Annotated in this window: 13 protein-coding genes and 1 pseudogene; 7 read left to right on the top strand and 7 right to left on the bottom strand. The window is 71.7% G+C overall.

The window, feature by feature from the left end:
- Nucleotides 1-106 precede the first annotated feature (106 nt).
- Nucleotides 107-1060 carry a hypothetical protein gene (locus VXC91_RS04670; protein ID WP_329505306.1) on the bottom strand — a complete coding sequence of 318 codons (954 nt, stop codon included), beginning with the start codon at nucleotides 1058-1060 and terminating at the stop codon, nucleotides 107-109.
- A 145-nt stretch (nucleotides 1061-1205) separates the two neighbouring features.
- Nucleotides 1206-2483 carry an amidohydrolase family protein gene (locus VXC91_RS04665; RefSeq protein ID WP_329505305.1) on the bottom strand — a complete coding sequence of 426 codons (1278 nt, stop codon included), beginning with the start codon at nucleotides 2481-2483 and terminating at the stop codon, nucleotides 1206-1208.
- 209 nt (nucleotides 2484-2692) lie between these two features.
- On the opposite strand from VXC91_RS04665, the gene VXC91_RS04660 reads away from it, so the two are divergent.
- The gene (locus VXC91_RS04660; RefSeq protein ID WP_329505303.1) at nucleotides 2693-5635 is read left to right on the top strand and encodes an AfsR/SARP family transcriptional regulator; all 2943 of its coding nucleotides are present in this window, start codon (nucleotides 2693-2695) and stop codon (nucleotides 5633-5635) included.
- Between the two features lie 211 nt (nucleotides 5636-5846).
- Nucleotides 5847-6059 carry a hypothetical protein gene (locus VXC91_RS04655; RefSeq protein WP_329505301.1) on the top strand — a complete coding sequence of 71 codons (213 nt, stop codon included), beginning with the start codon at nucleotides 5847-5849 and terminating at the stop codon, nucleotides 6057-6059.
- A 323-nt stretch (nucleotides 6060-6382) separates the two neighbouring features.
- Here VXC91_RS04655 and VXC91_RS04650 read toward each other — a convergent pair whose 3' ends face one another.
- Nucleotides 6383-8002, bottom strand: coding sequence for a FadD3 family acyl-CoA ligase (locus VXC91_RS04650; protein ID WP_329505299.1), 1620 nt, complete (start codon nucleotides 8000-8002; stop codon nucleotides 6383-6385).
- Nucleotides 8003-8094: 92 nt separating this feature from the next.
- On the opposite strand from VXC91_RS04650, the gene VXC91_RS04645 reads away from it, so the two are divergent.
- The 3 genes from VXC91_RS04645 to VXC91_RS04635 are packed head-to-tail and all read left to right on the top strand — an operon-like array spanning nucleotide 8095 to nucleotide 10483.
- A complete protein-coding gene (locus tag VXC91_RS04645) occupies nucleotides 8095-9243 on the top strand; it encodes a lipid-transfer protein (protein WP_329505298.1) in 1149 nt (382 codons plus the stop codon).
- 35 nt (nucleotides 9244-9278) lie between these two features.
- The gene (locus tag VXC91_RS04640; RefSeq protein ID WP_329505296.1) at nucleotides 9279-9707 is read left to right on the top strand and encodes a Zn-ribbon domain-containing OB-fold protein; all 429 of its coding nucleotides are present in this window, start codon (nucleotides 9279-9281) and stop codon (nucleotides 9705-9707) included.
- Nucleotides 9686-10483: an enoyl-CoA hydratase/isomerase family protein gene (locus VXC91_RS04635; RefSeq protein WP_329505295.1), complete on the top strand. Its 798-nt coding sequence runs from the start codon at nucleotides 9686-9688 to the stop codon at nucleotides 10481-10483. Before VXC91_RS04640 ends, VXC91_RS04635 begins: the two co-directional genes overlap by 22 nt.
- Before the next feature lie 457 nt (nucleotides 10484-10940).
- Here VXC91_RS04635 and VXC91_RS04630 read toward each other — a convergent pair whose 3' ends face one another.
- On the bottom strand, nucleotides 10941-13277 hold the full coding sequence (locus tag VXC91_RS04630; RefSeq protein ID WP_329505294.1) for an outer membrane protein assembly factor BamB family protein: 2337 nt from the start codon (nucleotides 13275-13277) through the stop codon (nucleotides 10941-10943).
- Between the two features lie 288 nt (nucleotides 13278-13565).
- Nucleotides 13566-14354 (bottom strand): VOC family protein, encoded by a 789-nt coding sequence (locus VXC91_RS04625; protein ID WP_329505293.1) that lies wholly within the window; start codon nucleotides 14352-14354, stop codon nucleotides 13566-13568.
- Between the two features lie 155 nt (nucleotides 14355-14509).
- Between VXC91_RS04625 and VXC91_RS04620 the strand changes: the two genes are divergently transcribed.
- Complete coding sequence (locus VXC91_RS04620; protein ID WP_329505363.1) at nucleotides 14510-15145, top strand: TetR family transcriptional regulator; 636 nt, start codon at nucleotides 14510-14512, stop codon at nucleotides 15143-15145.
- Between the two features lie 149 nt (nucleotides 15146-15294).
- Nucleotides 15295-15573: pseudogene (locus VXC91_RS04615) on the top strand (hypothetical protein); the annotation flags it as partial.
- A gap of 161 nt (nucleotides 15574-15734) precedes the next feature.
- On the opposite strand, the gene VXC91_RS04610 reads toward VXC91_RS04615, so the two are convergent.
- Both VXC91_RS04610 and VXC91_RS04605 read right to left on the bottom strand, forming a co-directional pair.
- Nucleotides 15735-16208, bottom strand: coding sequence for a nitroreductase family deazaflavin-dependent oxidoreductase (locus tag VXC91_RS04610; RefSeq protein ID WP_329505292.1), 474 nt, complete (start codon nucleotides 16206-16208; stop codon nucleotides 15735-15737).
- Nucleotides 16205-17380: an acyl-CoA dehydrogenase family protein gene (locus VXC91_RS04605; protein ID WP_329505291.1), complete on the bottom strand. Its 1176-nt coding sequence runs from the start codon at nucleotides 17378-17380 to the stop codon at nucleotides 16205-16207. The genes VXC91_RS04610 and VXC91_RS04605 overlap by 4 nt, the downstream gene beginning before the upstream one ends.
- Nucleotides 17381-17470 lie beyond the last annotated feature (90 nt).

The raw sequence follows: 17470 nt of genomic DNA, 5'->3' as shown, positions 1-17470 counted from the left end.
CGTCAGTTCAACGAGAGTCAGTCCATAGTCCTGACTGACGACCCATCAGACAAGGGGGTGCCCGCGTTCCGGGCGGCCGCCGGCCCGCCGCCCGGAACGGCCGCACTCAGGAGCGGTACGGGTTGCGCAGATAGGTCAGGCTCAGGTCGCCCGTGTTGCCGAAGTACCGGGAGACCAGGTACGCGGGATCGGTCGCGATCACGCCTGCCTGGAGGTCACTGCCGTCGTTGGAGTCGTCCCAGGCCCAAGCGGCGTGTGCCGCGTTGTCCTGGCCGTTGTCACCGCGAAAGGCGCCCCATTTGGCATACGTCTCAGCGTTGTTGCGCCGGCCCCAGAGGCTGTCGGCGGTGGTGAGATCGCTGAGCCCGTAGCGCGCGTTGCGGTCGTTGCCGCCGGTCGGGACGGAGCCCGCGCCGCGGCTCGGCGCGTAGACGATGCCGTCGCCGCCCGGGAAGTCGGTGCCGTCCCAGGCGTACGCCCCATGGCCGCGCGCCTCCTGGAAGCTCGTCGGGTGCTGCGCGCCGTCGTAGCTCTGCATGACCACCGTGCCGTCGATGTTCTCGCGGCCGTCGGTGAAGGGGCTGCCGGGCGGGGTGTAGGAGTAGAAGTTGTCGTGGGCGAGCGTCACCACGGCCTGCAGGGTGCCGTACTCGCTGCCGTCCTTGCGGACGACCTCCACCTGACCCTCCATGTCGTTCTCGTGCGACAGGAGGTTCAGCGGGTAGTCCTTCCAGTCCCGGGGGTGGAAGAAGGCGTAGGTGACGTACCAGTGCGTCTCGGTCTCGGCCACCGAGTAGTACACGGTGCCGGTCAGCCGCGAGGCGTTGGCGTCCAGGTCCTCCCAGTTGTTGACGGTGCTCCAGTCGCCGTCGTAGTCGACCGGCGCCAGATAGTCGGCGGTGTGGTACGACGACGAGGTGTCCTGGTGGTGCAGCGGCGCCCAGCGGTAGGCGAGGTCGGCGTCACTGGGAGCGGCCTGGGCGGGCGGGGCGCCGAGCAGCACGGTGGCGCCGGCGAACGCGGCCGACAGGGTGGCCAGGGCTGTTCTCCAACGGGGCACGACGGTCCTCCGGTAGGGGGAGCGGGGAAGTGCGGGTGACCCCCATGCTGAAGACCGGTCGGCCCCGATGCGGCCGTGGTCGGCGAATGTTCAACGCGGGGTGTGATTGTTCACCTGCGCGCCCCGGACCGTGCGCGGATACTCCTCATTCGTCGGCAGTGGTCGCGGCCCGTCCGGCCTGTCCGGGCCACAGGCCGTCCTCGGTCAGCCCGAGCAGTTCGATGGCGTTGCCCCGGACGATGCGCTCCACGACGTCCGCGGCAAGATGCCCCATCTGGGCCTCACCCACCTCCCGCGACTTCGGCCATGTGGAGTCGGAGTGCGGGTAGTCGGTCTCGTAGAGAACGTTCCCGACGCCGATGGCGTCGAGGTTGCGCAGCCCGAAGGCGTCGTCGAAGAAGCAGCCGCAGACATGGTCGGCGAAGAGCTCGGAGGGCGGACGGTGGACCTTGTCGGCCACCCCGCCCCATGCGCGGTTCTCCTCCCAGACGACGTCGGCGCGCTCGAGGATGTACGGGATCCACCCGATCTGACCTTCCGCATACATCACCCTGAGGTTCGAAAAGCGCTCGAACTTGCCGCTCAGCAACCAGTCGACCATGGAGAAGCAGCAGTTGGCGAAGGTGATGGTGGAACCGACGGCCGGCGGGGCGTCCGCGGACGTGGACGGCATTCTGCTGCTGGAACCGATGTGCATCGCGATGACGGTGCCGGTCTCGTCGCAGGCGGCGAGGAACGGGTCCCAGTCGTCGGTGTGGACGGACGGCAGCCCCAGGCGGGGCGGGATCTCGGAGAAGGCCACGGCCCGCACGCCGCGCTCCGCGTTGCGGCGTACTTCGGCGGCGGCGAGTCCGGCGTCCCACAGGGGGACCAGAGTGAGGGGTATCAGACGACCGCGCGCCTCGGGCCCGCACCACTCCTCCACCATCCAGTCGTTGTAGGCGCGCACCCCGAGCAGCCCCAGCTCGCGGTCCTTGGCCTCGGTGAAAGTCTGCCCGCAGAAGCGCGGGAAGGTCGGGAAACAGAGCGCGGACTGGACGTGGTTGACATCCATGTCGGCAAGGCGCCGGGGGACGTCGTACGAGCCGGGCCGCATCTGCTCGTAGGTGATGACCTCGAGCTTGATCTCGTCCCTGCTGTACCCGACGGCCGTGTCCAGGCGGGTGAGGGGACGGTGCAGATCCTCGTAGACCCACCAGTCCCCGACCGGGCCGGTGTCGCCGGGCGCGCCCATGACGGGGGCGAACCTGCCGCCCAGGAAGGACATCTCCTTCAGGGGCGCTCGCACGATGCGCGGTCCCGTGTCGCGGTACTTCCGCGGGAGCCGGTCCTGCCAGACGTTCGGGGGCTCCACCGTGTGGTCGTCGACGGAGATGATCTTCGGGAAGGTGACGCTGGTTCCGTTGGCCTGTGAGGTCTCCATGCCGGTCACCGTAGCGCCGATCTGACACACCGTCAGCCGGTCTCGAGCCCCCTCCGGTCCGACGGTGCGTGGAGAGAACTTGTGTGGGCCCTGTGATACCCCGTCTGCCGGGCTGTGATCGCCGTCTCCCATGGCTGACGTATCCGCCATGAACAAGGCAAACTGGCCTCCTGGTTGTGGACGGTTCGGCAGGGGGCCTGGGGGCAGCGATGGAGGGTGTACCGCGAGTGCCGCAGCGGCGGGGTCCCGAGGAGTCGGCGACGCTGCGCTTCGGCGTGCTCGGGCCGGTGCGCGCGTGGCGCGGAGAGGAGCTGCTGGCCACGGGCTCGCCGCAGCAGCGCGCCCTGCTGGCCGCGTTGCTGCTGCGCGAGGGCCGTACGGCGACCGCGTCCGAACTGATCGACGCGCTGTGGGGCGACGAGCCGCCGCCGCGGGCGCTGGCCGCCGTACGGACCTACGCCTCCCGGCTGCGCAAGATCCTCTCGCCCGGCGTACTGGTCAGCGAGTCGGGCGGGTATGCGCTGCGGCTGCGTGAGGCCCGCTCCCTGGACCTCGCGACCGCACAGGAGCTGGCCGCGGAGGCGGAGAAGGCCAAGCACGCCGGGGACCTGCGCCACGCACGACACGTGCTGAACGAGGCGCTGGCGCTGTGGGACGGGGAGTCGCTGGCGAGCGTGCCCGGCGCGTACGCCGACGCCCAGCGCACCCGCCTGGAGGAGTGGCGTCTCCAACTCCTCGAGTCCCGCCTGGACATGGACCTGGAACAGGGCTGCCACGCGGAGGCGGTCTCCGAACTCACCGCCCTGACCGCGGCCCACCCGCTGCGCGAACGGCTGCGTGAGCTGCTGATGGTGGCCCTGTACCGGTCGGGCCGCCAGGCGGAGGCGCTGGCGGTGTACGCGGACACACGACGCCTGCTTGCCGAGGAACTGGGCGTCGACCCCCGCGCGGGCCTCAAGGAGCTCCAGCAGCGGATCCTCCAGGCGGACCCGGGGCTTGCGGAACCGTCCGCCCCGGCGCAGGAGCCCTCGCCCGCTCCCGTCCGCCCCGCGCAACTGCCCGCCACGGTCCCCGACTTCACGGGCCGGGCGTCATTCGTCGCCGAGCTGGGCGAGGTCCTGGCGTCGGCCGAGGGCAGGGTGATGGCCGTCTCGGCGTTGGCGGGGATCGGCGGTGTGGGCAAGACGACGCTGGCGGTGCACGTGGCACACCAGGCACGTTCGGCCTTCCCGGACGGGCAGTTGTACGTCGACCTGCAGGGCGCGGGCCCGCGGGCGGCGGAACCGGAGACGGTCCTGGGCTCGTTCCTGCGCGCCCTCGGCACGGCGGACTCCGCGATCCCGGACTCTCTGGATGAACGGGCGGCGCTGTACCGCTCGGTCCTGGACGGCCGGCGGGTCCTGGTCCTGCTGGACAACGCGAAGGACGCGGCCCAGGTACGCCCGCTGCTGCCGGGCACGGAGGGGTGCGCGGCCCTGGTCACCTCTCGGGTGCGCATGGTGGACCTGGCGGGCGCGCATCTCGTGGACCTGGACGTGATGTCCCCGGACGAGGCGCTGTCCCTGTTCACGAAGATCGTGGGCGGGGAACGGGTGGCCGCAGAGCGCGAGGCGGCGCTGGACGTGGTGGCGGCGTGCGGCTTCCTGCCCCTCGCCATCCGCATCGCGGCGTCCCGCCTGGCGGCGCGCCGCACGTGGACGGTGTCGGTCCTGGCGGCCAAGCTGGTGGACAAGCGGCGCCGCCTGGACGAACTCCAGGCCGGCGACCTGGCGGTGAAGGCGACCTTCGAGCTGGGCTACGGCCAGCTCGAGCCGGCCCAGGCCCGCGCGTTCCGCCTCCTGGGCCTCGCCGACGGCCCGGACATCTCCCTGGCGGCGGCCGCGGCGGTGCTGGACCTGCCGGTGGACGAGACCGAGGACTTGCTGGAGTCCCTGGTGGACACGTCGCTGCTGGAGTCGGCGGCGCCCGGGCGGTACCGCTACCACGACCTGGTCCGCCTCTACGCGCGGGCCTGCGCCGAGCGGGACGAGCATCCGCCGAGCGAGCGGGATGCGGCGATGTCGCGGTTGCTGGACTTCTATCTGGCGACGGCGGCCGAGGGATACGCGATCGAGCGGCCCGGTGACCGGCTGGTGGACCACTTGGAGCAGACCCGGACCGCCGGACTGACCTTCGAGAACCGGCGTGCGGCGCAGGACTGGCTCTACTCCGAGGCCGTCTCCCTGCTCGCGTGTGTTCGGCAGTCCTCCGACAACGCCCGGCTCAGGCGGGCGGTCGACCTGCTGTGGGCCGCGGTGGACCTTGCCGAGTCCGGAGCGAACGCCAAGGAGTACGAGGCGGCGGCCACCGCCCTACGCGACACGGCACGCGCGGCGTCGGACAGCCGAGCGGAGGGGCGGGCCGTTCTCGTCCTGGCCAATGCCAGGCACTGGTCGGGCTACTTCGATCAGGCCGACCAGGAGGCGCGCCAGGCTCTCAGGCTCTCCGAGGCCGCCGGAGATCCGTTGCCCTGCTGCTGGGCGGCGAACATCCTGGGCGCCTTCGCCTTCTATCAGAGCCGCTATGCGGAGGCCGAGGAGCATCTCGGGCGGGCCATCAAGGACTTCCGCGCCTGCGGCGATCTGTCGGGCACGGCGGCTGCCCTGTGCAACCTCTCACGCCTGCACCTGGCGACGGACCGCGCCGACAGCGCCGTGAGCCTCGCGCGGCAGGGGACCGGGATGTACGTGGAGCTGGGGCACACCCTCAAGGCCGCGAACGGCCACTACGCGCTGGGCATGGCCCTCAGCAGCAACGGTCAGCTGTCGGATGCCTCCGGCCACTTGAGGGACGCCCTGCAGGTCTTCCGCACCAGCCGTCAGAGGCTGTGGGAGGGCATGACCCTGTTCCGTCTCGCCGAAGTAGATCTTTTGGCCCAGCGTCCCGCGCAGGCCGCGGCCAACGCCGAGATGGCTCTGTCGATGCTCAGGGGTATCGGTGGGGAATGGCGCCGGGGCAACGTACTCACGGTCCTCGGCAAGTCGTTGAACGGAATCGGTCAGACCGGCCGGGCCCAGGTCTGCTGGCGCGAGGCTCTCGACATCTACGAGAGGCTGCACTCGCCGGAAGCCGCAGAGGTGCAGGCACTGCTCGCCCCGGCGGCGGCCGCCTGACACAGGACACGGACGTTCATCGTTCGTTTATCGCCGCCAGGCACACTTTTTCTTGTCGATCCGCCGCTTCGGGGGCAGGCGGACCGCCGGTGAGATCGCCGAACTCGCAGACTAGGGTGGGCGATTTGAGAGGCCCGCCCGGCCACCCTCGGGGGAGTGGCCGGGCGGGCCCTCGACAGTCCGACAGCAACAGCCATGGGGAGCCACCACAATGAGCGACACCAGCAAGGACGAGCCGGTCGTCAAGCCGGACAACACGCACATCACCGACGCCGACGCCGGCACGGCCGTCCAGCCGCTCAACACGCACATCACCGACGCCGAAGCAAGCACGAACGTCGAGCCGCTCAACACGCACATCACCGACGTCGACGGCGGTGAGACCACGCCGGACAACACGCACATCACGTCCGAGCCCAAGTAGACCTTCATCCCACACGGGGATCGGCCGCGGCGGCGCGGAGGGGGAGCCGCCGCGGCCGAAGTGTGTCAAGACCAGGGTTTCGGCCAATTCCTGGCGCTACCATTCGATCACGTCGAACAATTGCTCCTTTGGCACCAGCGTCACTACGCGTTCCTCAAACTCTGACCCGTTGGCACAGAACCGCAATCGGCGGATCCGGGCCCCCCTCACCCAGCCATGACCCGTACGTCGTACTCCGGGATCCACTTGTCCCGGTCACCAGGGTCATGCCCTCGATCTGTGCCTGGGCGATCAGAATCCGGTCGAACGGATCACGGTGCCGGTCACGACCGACGCCTGAGCTCCCCCTTCACCACCTTGCCGCTCGCGTTCCGCGGCAGGTCCCGTACGAACTCCACCGCCCTCGGCACCTTGTAGTTCGCCATCTCGCGCCGGGACCAGGCGATCAGGTCGTCCCCCGTCAGCACCGCCCCGGGGCGCCGGACCACGAACGCCTTCCCGACCTCCCCCAGCCGTGCGTCCGGTACGCCGATCACCGCCACGTCCGTCACGTCCGGGTGCAGGCCCAGCAGCTGCTCTATCTCGGCCGGGTAGGCGTTGAAGCCGCCGACGATGAACATGTCCTTGATGCGGTCCGTGATGCGGAGGTTGCCGAACGCGTCCAGTACGCCCACATCGCCCGTGCGGAGCCAGCCGCCGGCGGTCAGGACCTCGGCCGTGGCCCGCTCGTCCTCGAAGTAGCCCTGCATGACGTTGAAGCCGCGGACCAGAACCTCCCCGGGGACGCCGGGACCCAGTCGTTCGCCGCTCGTGTCGGCGACCCGCACCTCGGTGCCGGGTATGGCGCGGCCCGACGTCGTCGCGATCACGGAGGGCTCGTCCCCTCTACGGCACATCGTCACGAAACCGCTCGCCTCCGACAGGCCGTACGCCGTCAGGACCGTCTCCACGCCGAGTTCGCCGCGCAGGCGTTCCACCAGCCGCAGAGGCACGACCGCCGCCCCCGTCACCACCAGGCGCAGGGCCGAGAGGTCGTGGGCGTCACGGGCGGGGTGGTCGAGGAGGGACTGGTGGAGGGTGGGCGGGCCGGGGAGGACCGAGACGCGCTCCGCCGCGATGTTCGCCAGCACCGTGTCCACGTTGAACACCGGCTGCGGGATCATCGTCGCTCCCCGCATCAGACAGGCGAGCACCCCGGCCTTGTAGCCGAAGGTGTGGAAGAAGGGGTTCACGATCAGATAGCGGTCGCCCCGCCTCAGGCCGGCGAGGTCCGTCCAGATCCCGTACGCCCGCAGCGACTGGGCATGGGTGATCACCGCCCCCTTCGGACGGCCCGTCGTGCCCGAGGTGAAGACGATGTCCGAGGGGGACGTCCCGGTCACGGCCGCCGCTCTCGCCCATACCTCCCGCTCCCCCGTCCCCTCGCCGTCGGCCAGGAAGTCCTTCCAGGTGCGGAAGTCGGCCGGGGCGTCGTCCGCCAGGACGACCACCTGTTCCAGGTGCGGGAGGCCTGGAAGAGGGCCCTCCCCCGGTCCGTCCGCCGCGGCGCGGCGCAGCGACGCCACGTACGACGTCCCCAGGAACGTGCCGGTGACGAAGAGGAGCTTGGCCCGGCTCCTTTCCAGCACGTACGCGGCCTCCGTGCCCTTGAACCGCGTGTTGAGCGGAACCAGCACCGCCCCGGCCGTCACCGCGCCCAGCGCCGAGACGATCCAGTCCAGGGTGTTCGGCGCCCAGATCGCGACGCGGTCGCCGACGCCGACGCCGCCGGCGATGCAGGCCGCCGCCGCGCGTACCACCCGGGCGCCCAGTTCGGCGTACGAGATCGAGGTACGGCCCTCGACGACGGCCACCACGTCCCCGTGGCTACGGGCCGCACTGTGCACCAGGCCCGGAATGCTGCCCCACTCCATGTCACCGCGCACAGCGACCTCCCGAAACATGACCCCGGAACGTGTGGCTGACTGACCGTCAGATTAGCTGTAGCCTGACGACCTGTCAGCCGTCGGACCGGACTCCACGCGGAGGTGTGCCCATGGCAGGGTTCAAGGACGCGACCGCCGTCGTCGGCATAGGACAGACCTCCTTCGCCCGGCGACTCCACGAATCCGAGAAGGCCTTGGCGTGCCGGGCGATCCTGGCGGCCCTCGACGACGCGGGGATCGCGCCCGGCAAGGTGGACGCGCTCGCCTCGTACACCATGGAGGAGACCGACGAGGTCGAGGTGGCGAAGGCGGTCGGGCTCGGAGATCTGACCTTCTTCAGCAAGGTCGGATTCGGGGGCGGCGGCTCCTGTGCCACCGTCGCCCATCTCGCGGCCGCCGTCGCGACCGGGCAGGCGACCGTCGGCGTCGCCTGGCGGTCACGCAAGCGCGGCAGCGGGCCCCGGCCGTGGCGGAACACGACCGCCCAACTGCCCACCCCCGCCCAGTGGACCCGGCCCTTCGGACTGCTGAGGCCGGTCGACGAGATCGGGATGCTCGCCCGTCGCTATATGCACGAGTACGGGGCCACCCGGGACCATCTCTTCAACGTCGCCCTCGCCTGCCGCAACCGGGCCAACCAGAACCCCGCCGCGATCATGTACGAACGCCCCCTGACGCGGGAGATGTACATGAGCTCCCGGTGGATCAGCGAGCCGCTGTGCCTGTTCGACAACTGCCTCGAGACGGACGGGGCGCTGGCGTGCGTCGTCGTCTCCGCCGAGCGCGCCCGCGACTGCCGGCACCGGCCGGTGTACGTCCACTCCGCCGCCCAGGGACTGCCCGCACAGCATCACGGCATGGTCAACTACTGGAACGACGACCCGCTCACCGGCCCGGCCTGGACGGCCGCCCGGCACCTGTGGAAGCACGCCGACCTCACTCCGGACGACGTCGACGTCGCGCAGATCTACGACGCGTTCACCCCCCTCGTACTGCTCTCCCTGGAGGGATACGGCTTCTGCGGCAAAGGGGAGGGCGGGGGGTTCACCGAGGGGGGCGCGCTGGAGATCGGGGGGCGGCTGCCGGTCAACACCGGGGGCGGAGGACTGTCCGAGGCGTACGTCCACGGCTTCAACCTCGTCACCGAGGGCGTGCGGCAGTTACGGGGGACGAGCACCGCGCAGGTCCCGGGCGCCGCCACCTGCCTGGTCACCGCGGGTGAGGGGGTCCCGACCTCCGCCCTTCTGCTGAGGAGCTGACCCACCTCCGTCCCCCTCCGCCAAGGAGCCGAAGCATGACCGACGACCTTCTCTCCCCGGTCCACGACGAGGACGGCGCACCCTTCTGGGAGTACGCCGCACATGGCGAACTGCGCATCCAGACCTGCGCCGACTGCAGCGAGCCCCGCTTCCCGCCACGCCCCTGCTGCCCGCACTGCCGGTCGTTCGCGAGCGAGTGGCGGCCGACGAGCGGGAAGGGGCGGATCTGGTCGTACGTCGTCCCGCATCCGCCGCTGCTCCCGGCATACGCCGCACGGGCGCCGTACCACGTGGTCGTGGTGGAGCTGGCCGAGGCACCGCGCATCCGGCTGGTCGGGAACCTCGTCACCGGCCCGGACGCGCCCCTGGACTCGGTGCCCTCCGACCGGGTCCGCATCGGCGCGAGGGTGCAGGTCGTCTTCGGCCGGGACGGGCTGCCCCGATGGGTTCTGGAGCGGCCGTGAGCGGGGGGCTGCGGATCAGCGCCGACAAGGAGACCGGTGTCGCGGTCGTCACCCTCGACCGGCCGGCCAGGCTCAACGCCATCGACCTGCCGACCGCCTCGGAACTCGCCTCCTGCTGGAAGGAGTTGCGCTTCGACGACACCGTACGGGCTGTCGTCCTCACCGGCGCGGGCGAACGGGCCTTCTGCACGGGACTCGACCGGGACGCGGACGTGCCCCAGCCGAACTCGCCCTATATGATGGACGACCCCCTGCTCGGGATCGGCCCGAAGGCGAACGACCTGTGGAAGCCGGTCATCGCCGCCGTCCGAGGAATGGCCTGCGGCGGGGCGTTCTACCTGCTCGGGGAGAGCGAGTTCATCGTGGCGGACCCGAGCGCGACCTTCTTCGACCCGCACACCACCCACGGGATGGTCAGCGCGTACGAATCCGTTCACATGACGCACCGGATGCCGTACGGGGAGTCGGCGCGGATGGCACTCATGGGCACCGCCGAGCGGATCTCCGCGCGGCGCGCGTACGAGATCGGCCTGGTGTCCGAACTCACCGCGCCCGGCGGTGCCCTGGAGGCGGCCGTGAGCTGTGCCGCCGTCATCGCCTCCTATCCCCCGGACGCGTTGCAGGGCACCGTACGGGCCCTGTGGGCGGCGCAGGAGGCGGCGCGGGCACAGGCCTTCGCGCAGGCGCCCGCGCTCATCGCGCTCGGGAACCTGCCCGTCGAGCGGCAGGCGGAGCTGTTCGCCGGGAGGCGGGGGCGGGGATACCGGGTGCGGTAGCGCTCCGGCCGGAAGACGAGTGCCTGCGGATCGACCTCGCAGTGATCGGCATCGGCCACGAGGCCGGCGGGGACGAGGACCCTGACGTTCGCCCCGCCCTTGGCGGGCACCTTCACCTCGGCGGACTACTGCAGGACCTCGTCGTCCGTGCGGCCCCTGAAGCTGACGTGGACCAGGGACGTGCCCGCTCGTCCGTTCGGGTTGGCGACCTCTGTCGTCGCGTACGGGACCGTCCTGCTCGCACAGCGCACGAGCTTCGCGGTCGCGTCGAGGAGCGGGTCGGGGTTCCGCCGCCGGATGTGGAGGTCGGGGTGGAGCGGGCCGCGGGCGACGGATCCCGCCGCTCACGCCACCGTGTGGCGCGACCCGGGTACACGGCGTAGCGTCCGCGATGACGGCCGCCGTCCGGCGCCCCTTCCGTCAGGCCTGGTGCGACGGCCGTCCAGGACCTGGCGGCTCAGGTGGTCCGGGCCGTCCCCGTGCCCTTCTCCGCGTCCAGGGCGTACACACAGCGGTCCTTGCTGCAGGCGTACACCACGCCGTCCTTGACGACCGGCGCACCGGTGATCTCACCTCCGGTGGCCAGCTTCCAGCGCAGACGGCCGTCGTCGGCCTTCAGCGTGTAGAGCAGGTGATCCGTGGAGCCGAAGTGGATACGGCCCTCTGCCACCGCCGGGGTGCCCACGATGTCGCCGCCCGCCTGGAAGCGCCACTTCGGGGTGCCCGTGACCGCGTCCAGGGTGTACAGCCCCTTGCCGCTGCCCACGTGGACGTGCCCCGCGGCCACCAGGATCGGCTCGATCGCGGCCCGCGACTCGGTGGCGATGCGCCAGCGGTCGCGGCCGTCCGTCGCGTCGAGGGCGTACACCGTGCCGAGGTAGTCGGCGAGATAGACGCCGCCGCCCGTCACCGCCGGACCCGCCACGAAGGTCGGCGGGGACAGGAACACCGCCGGCGCCTCGAAGTGCCAGCGCACCATTCCGCTCGCCACCTCGACGGCGAGGATCCGGGTGCCGGCCGAGACGTAGACGTGGCCGTCCGTGGCCTGTGTCAGGCGCAGGGGGACACCACCGCAGGAGGCCGCGTCCCCGATCGGGTACGACCAGCGCTCCTCGCCGGTACGGGCCTCCAGGGCCCGCAGTCGGGCGTCCTTCCAGACGTACACCGTGCCGTCGTGGACCACCGGTCCGGCCTCCGGCGACTCGAAGTCCGTCTGAGCGCCGGTGATCTCCCACAGCATCTGCCCTCTGGACGCCTCCCACGCCTGGACGCCGCCGCCGCGGGTGCCGGTGACGAGGGTGCCGCGGTCGGCCTTGAGGGAGTACACCCAGCCGTCCATGGACAGCCGCCACAGGTCCGTGCCCTCGCGGGCGTCCAGGGCGAACAGCGTCGGGCCGTCGGAGGCGTGGATGCGGCCGTCCGCGACCGCCATCGACCAGGCCACGTCCCGCGTCTTGAAGCGGCGCCGGCCCGTCGCCACGTCCAGGGCGTGCACCTCGAAGGACGTGACGTAGACGAGGTCGTCGGCGACCGACGGGGTGCCCCAGACGTCGTTCGACATGCGGAAGCGCCACGGTCGCCAGCCGGAGGCAGCCTCCGGAGGCGCGATCGCCGGCGCGACCGCGGCGGCGCCGACCACGCCGTTGACCCCCGGGCCCGGCCGGGACCAGGAGGCCACCAGGCCCGCCTCCGGAGGAGGCGCCTTCACCGCGGCGGCCCGGGCGTCGGCGACCCGCGGCCCGGGCCCGATGGGCACGGACGCGCCCGCGAGCCGCACCGGGCCCGCGTCGGGCGCCCCGACCGGCACCGGCACGGGGGGATGCGACGGCGGAGGCGGCACCGCGGGCCGTCCGCCCCCGCCGCTGCGGCTTCCCGAAGAGGACGGCTTCGCCGCCGGTCGCCCGCCCCGGCGGGTCTCGATCAGGCCGACGGCCTTCTCCGGCAGCCACGCCGACGCCGTGCCGCTGTCGTCGGACCCCGAGCCGAAGAGGTGCGGCGCGAGCTGGGCCTGGAGGTCGGCCGGGTTCGGGCGGGCGGTGGAGTCCATCTGCATGCAGGACTCGATGAGCGGACGCAGTTCGTCCGGCAGGCCCGACAGGTCCGGGCCCTCGCGCAGCAGCATGAAGACGGTCTCGACGGGGTTGGCGCCGTGGAAGGGGGGATGCCCGGTGGCCGCGAAGACGAGCATCGAGCCGAGCGAGAAGACGTCGCTCGCACCCGTCACGCTGCGCGAGTCCTTGGCCTGCTCGGGGGACATGTACGCGGGCGTGCCGACGGCGACGTTCGTCATCGTCAGACGCGTGTTCGACACACCGGAGGCGATACCGAAGTCGATCACCCGCGGGCCGTCCTCGACGACGAGCACGTTCGAGGGCTTCAGGTCCCGGTGGACCAGACCCGCCCCGTGGATGGACTGCAGCGCCTCCGCGACGCCCGCCGCCAGCCAGCGCACGGCCTGGGCCGGCAGCGGCCCGCAGTCGGTCACTATCTCCTCGAGGGAGGGCGCGGGCACATACGCGGTGGCGAGCCACGGCACGGCCGCACGCGGGTCGGCGTCGACCACGGCCGCCGTGTAGAAGCCGGAGACGGCACGCGCGGCCTCGACCTCACGCGTGAAGCGCACGCGGAAGAGCTGGTCCTCGGCCAGCTCGGTGCGCACCGTCTTGATCGCCACGCGCCGGCCGGACGCCGAGCGGGCGAGATAGACCAACCCCATGCCGCCGGCACCCAGCCGTCCCAGCACCTCGAACGGCCCGATCCGCCGCGGATCGTGCTGTGTCAGCTGATCCACCACTTGCCTGCCACCTCCCCGTACGGGTCGCGTCATCCGCCTCGTGCACGCGACCCCGTGCAGCGTCTCACCACCGCACCGCCGTGGCGGCACGCAGCCCGATTCTCCCTGTCCGGGCCCCTGGTTGCGAACCCGGGGGCGGATCGGGATGTCTCAGGACAAAACCATGCAGGACCGCCCTTCGGGAAGCGGGCGCCCGCATCATGAAACGCCTGAGGCGCCTTCGAAGTGCCGCCCCTGACGCCCCGTCGCGCCCCCGGGTGCGGCCCGCGGCACCGCAGGAGGCCCCGGCTACCGCTGGAGCAGCGCGAAGGACGCCCCCTGATCGTCCGTGACCACCGCCACCCGTCCGTACGAGGTCTCGAACGGCGGTACCTGTACACGACCGCCCAGCCGGCCCACCACGCCGAGCGCCGCCGCGCCGTCCGCGACCCCGAAGTGGACGAGGAAGTGGGAGGGCATCTCGGGCGGGAAGACGTCCAGGAGCGGGGCGCGCCCGAAGTCGGGGACGGCATCGGGGCCGAACAGGGCGTTGTGGAAGAGGCCCGTGTAGAAGGTGTTCGCGGCGGCCGTGTCCCGCGCGTAGAGCTCGGCCCAGGTGAAGGAGCCGGGTTCGTGCCGTCTGCCGAAACCCGCATGCGTACCGGCCTGCCACAGCCCGAAGACGGCACCCTCGGGGTCGGCGGCCAGAGCCATGGTTCCCAGGGTGTCCACCGGGCCGGGCGGAACGACGATCCGGCCTCCGGACGACCGGATGCGCCCGGCGAGCGCGGTGGCGTCCGGCGTCGCGAAGTACACCGTCCAGACGGTGGGCATCCGCCCGTCCCGCTTGGACACCAGCGCGGCCACGGGCTCGCCGCCCGAACGGGCCCACACCGAGCCTGGGACGTCCTCGAAGTCCCACCCGAAGAGCCTGCCGTAGAACCGCTTGCCGGCCTCGACGTCGGGCAACTGCGCGTCGATCCAGCAGGGCACCCCCTCCGGGAAGACGGCACCGTCCGGGTTTTCGCCGCCGGAGGCTCCCTTCCCGGGGCTCGCACCGCTCCCGCGCGACGGGGAAGAGGGCGGATTTTCGGCCATGCCGCCACGTTACGGGGCTTTCCCGTCCGGCGCGCGCTCGTGTACTCCCTTCTCACGGGCCCGGGGAGCCGTCGTGCGCCCCCCGACTCCCCATTTGCAGTCGGCCGAATCGCGCTCCGATCACCCCTCGGTAAGCTGACGGCATGACAGGACAAGTGCGTACCGTCGACGGCCGCGTGGCCGGTCGGCGTGGGCAGGCGACCCGGCAGAAGCTGCTCGACTGCCTCAGCGAGATGCTCAGCTCGTCGCCGTACCGGGACGTCAAAGTCATTGATGTCGCCCGGAAGGCCGGGACGTCGCCGGCGACCTTCTACCAGTACTTCCCGGACGTCGAAGGCGCCGTCCTGGAGATCGCCGAGCAAATGGCCGCGGAGGGCGCGGGGTTGACCACGCTGCTCGAAGGGCGCTCGTGGGTCGGCAAGACCGGCTGGCAGACCGCGCAGGAACTCGTGGACGGATTCCTCGAGTTCTGGCGCAAACACGATGCCATCCTGCGGGTCGTCGACCTGGGGGCGGCCGAGGGCGACAAGCGCTTCTACAAGATCCGCATGAAGATCCTCAACTCGGTGAACAACTCCCTCGCGGACTCGATCGCCGAACTCCAGTCCAGGGGCAGGGTCGACAAGGACGTGAATCCGGCGGCCGTGGCCGGCGCGCTCGTGGCGATGCTCGCGTCCGTGGCCTCCCACCAGAAGGGCTTCCAGTCCTGGGGCGTCAAGCAGGCCGAACTCAAGCCGAATCTCGCGCTGTTGGTGCATTTGGGTGTCACCGGGAAGAAGCCGACGAAGTAGCCGTCCGTCACGCTGCGTCGCCATAAGCTTTTCCCTGCCCTGGTCGGCTGTTCCAGCCCAAGTTCTGTCATGCGGGCGGTGGTTCACTCCGGTGGGCCACCGCCCGCTGCTCATGTGCGGGCGGCGGGCAGCGGCCGGTCCTCCACCACATGCTTCATCACCGGCGTGGACGTCAGCGGCGGCGGAGGACACCGCCGACGCGTCACCGGCCCGTTGCTTTCCGGGGCGCCACGATCAGCGGCCTGAACCCCAAGGGCGTGCCGCTGTACCTCGCCGTGCTGCCGCAGTTCCTGGCCACAAGGGGTGCGCACCTGCCGGTGGCGGTGCAGACAGGGATGCTGGGCCTGGCGCACATGGCGTGCTGCGCCACCGTCTACCTGACCGTCGGCGCACTGGCCCGCGCCGTGCTGCGCGCTCGTCCGGCCGCGACCCGGGCGGTCACCCGGACAAGCGGGGCCGCGATGCTGGGAATCGGCGCGTTCCTGCCGGTGGACCGTCTGGCGACGATCCGAGCGGCGCGCGGGCGTCCTACCGGCCGGACGGACATCGCCGCCCCGGCCCGGCGATCGGCGCCGTATCGATTGCGCGATCAGCGCCGTACGAGCCGGAACAGCCGGATCTCCCGCTCCACCCGCTCCTGGTACGTCGCGTACGGGGGCCAGAGGGCCAGCACCGCCGTCCAGGCCGCCTCACGTTCCCGGCCTTCCAGCAGACGGGCGATGACCTCGATGTCCTCCCCCTTCCAGCTGACCTCGGCGTGGGGGTGGGCGAGGAGGTTGCCGGTCCAGGCCGGGTGACCGCTCCGCCCGAAGTTGGACCCGACGACGATCCAGCCGTCGTTCTCCTCCGGCATGCATGCCAGGGGCGTCCGGCGCGGCAGCCCGCTCCTCGCACCGGTGGACGTGAGGATCACACCCGGCAGCATCAAGGCACTGACCAGGACCCTTCCCCCGGTCAGCCGATGCACCGCACGGTCCAGCGCGGGCACGACATGCGGCGCGAGCTTGGCGAAGGCCCACGTGGAGGACACCTTCCGCACGATCCGTACGCCCGCGGCCGTCATATGGCCACGTCCCGCTGCTCGAAGAGCCCGGCGGTGTCGGCGGCGTGCGCCCGCAGCCGGTGCACGGGACCGAACAGCAGCTCGTCGCCGGCCGCCCGCTTGAAGTAGAGATGCGCCTCGTGCTCCCAGGTGAACCCGATGCCGCCGTGCAACTGGATCCCCTCGGCCGCGGCGGTCCGCAGCGCCTCCAGTGCCTGCGCCAGGGCGAGCCCGCCCGCACGCTCCCCCTGCACGGTCGCCCAGGCCGCGTAGTAGGCCGCCGAACGTGCCGCCTGCACCCGTACATACACATCGGCCAGGCGGTGCTTCACGGCCTGGAAGGACCCGATCGCCCGCCCGAACTGCTCCCGTTGCCGGACGTACTCGACGGTCCGCTCCAGCGCCCGGTCGGCGGCACCAACGGCCTCGCAGGCGAGGACGGCCGCGGCCCGGTTCCCGGCGGAGGCGAGCGCACCGGGCACATCGGCGCCGTCCTCGCCCAGCAACTCCGCTTCGACGTCCCGCAGCTGGACACGGGCGCAGGGCCGGGTCCCGTCGAGAGCGGTCTGCCGCGTCCGCACCCCGTCCTCCCGCACGAGGAACAGCAGGGTCCGCGACCGCGCGAACCCCCCGGCGTGGGCGGCCACGACCAGCAACCCGGCGCTGTGCCCGCCGAGGACCTGGCCGACCTCGCCGTACAGCCGCCAGGCACCGTCGGCCCGCCGCGCCTGTATGCCGCCCGCGCGTCCACCGCCGGCCCAGTCGCCCCGGTTGCCACCGACCAGGTCGAGGGCGGTGGCGAGGTCCGTGCCCGGCACGGCGAGCGCGGCGGTCAGTTCCCCGGAGGCGATCCGGGGCAGCAGGTCGTTGCGCTGGGCGTCGGTGCCGAGGGCGAGCAGCAGCGGCGCGGCGAGGACGGCAGTGGACAGCAGCGGGGAGGGCGCCAGGATCCGGCCGATCTCCTCAGCGGCGAGGGCGAGTTCGGTGGTGGTACAGCCGGCACCGCCGTACACCTCCGGGAGCGCGAGCCCGGGCAGACCGAGCTGCTCGGCGAGCGTCGCCCAGAGGGCGGGGTCGTGCCCGGCGTCGGTGCGGACGGCGGCCCGGACGTCCTCGGGCCCGCAGCGCCCCGCGAGCACCTCCCGCACGGTGCGGCGGATCTCGTCCTGTTCGGCGGTGAAGCGGGCGTCCATGGGCAGGTCCCTCCTTCATCTGACGATGCGTCATGTTAGGGGCGCGGGTGCATCCATGCACAGGCCCCGCACCCATGATCTGATGTACCG

The sequence above is a fragment of the Streptomyces chiangmaiensis genome, from assembly GCF_036281785.1.
GTDB lineage: Bacteria > Actinomycetota > Actinomycetes > Streptomycetales > Streptomycetaceae > Streptomyces > Streptomyces chiangmaiensis.
This window is presented reverse-complemented; position numbering and strand designations above follow the sequence as displayed.

What these genes read in the sequence shown, in the direction of transcription:
- VXC91_RS04635 (WP_329505295.1), top strand. Translation starts at nt 9,686, where the DNA reads ATGGGTTCTGGAGCGGCCGTGAGCGGGGGGCTGCGGATCAGCGCCGAC.
- VXC91_RS04660 (WP_329505303.1), top strand. Translation starts at nt 2,693, where the DNA reads ATGGAGGGTGTACCGCGAGTGCCGCAGCGGCGGGGTCCCGAGGAGTCG.
- VXC91_RS04655 (WP_329505301.1), top strand. Translation starts at nt 5,847, where the DNA reads ATGAGCGACACCAGCAAGGACGAGCCGGTCGTCAAGCCGGACAACACG.
- VXC91_RS04625 (WP_329505293.1), bottom strand. Translation starts at nt 14,354, where the DNA reads ATGGCCGAAAATCCGCCCTCTTCCCCGTCGCGCGGGAGCGGTGCGAGC.
- VXC91_RS04640 (WP_329505296.1), top strand. Translation starts at nt 9,279, where the DNA reads ATGACCGACGACCTTCTCTCCCCGGTCCACGACGAGGACGGCGCACCC.
- VXC91_RS04665 (WP_329505305.1), bottom strand. Translation starts at nt 2,483, where the DNA reads ATGGAGACCTCACAGGCCAACGGAACCAGCGTCACCTTCCCGAAGATC.
- VXC91_RS04610 (WP_329505292.1), bottom strand. Translation starts at nt 16,208, where the DNA reads ATGACGGCCGCGGGCGTACGGATCGTGCGGAAGGTGTCCTCCACGTGG.
- VXC91_RS04605 (WP_329505291.1), bottom strand. Translation starts at nt 17,380, where the DNA reads ATGGACGCCCGCTTCACCGCCGAACAGGACGAGATCCGCCGCACCGTG.
- VXC91_RS04650 (WP_329505299.1), bottom strand. Translation starts at nt 8,002, where the DNA reads ATGTTTCGGGAGGTCGCTGTGCGCGGTGACATGGAGTGGGGCAGCATT.
- VXC91_RS04645 (WP_329505298.1), top strand. Translation starts at nt 8,095, where the DNA reads ATGGCAGGGTTCAAGGACGCGACCGCCGTCGTCGGCATAGGACAGACC.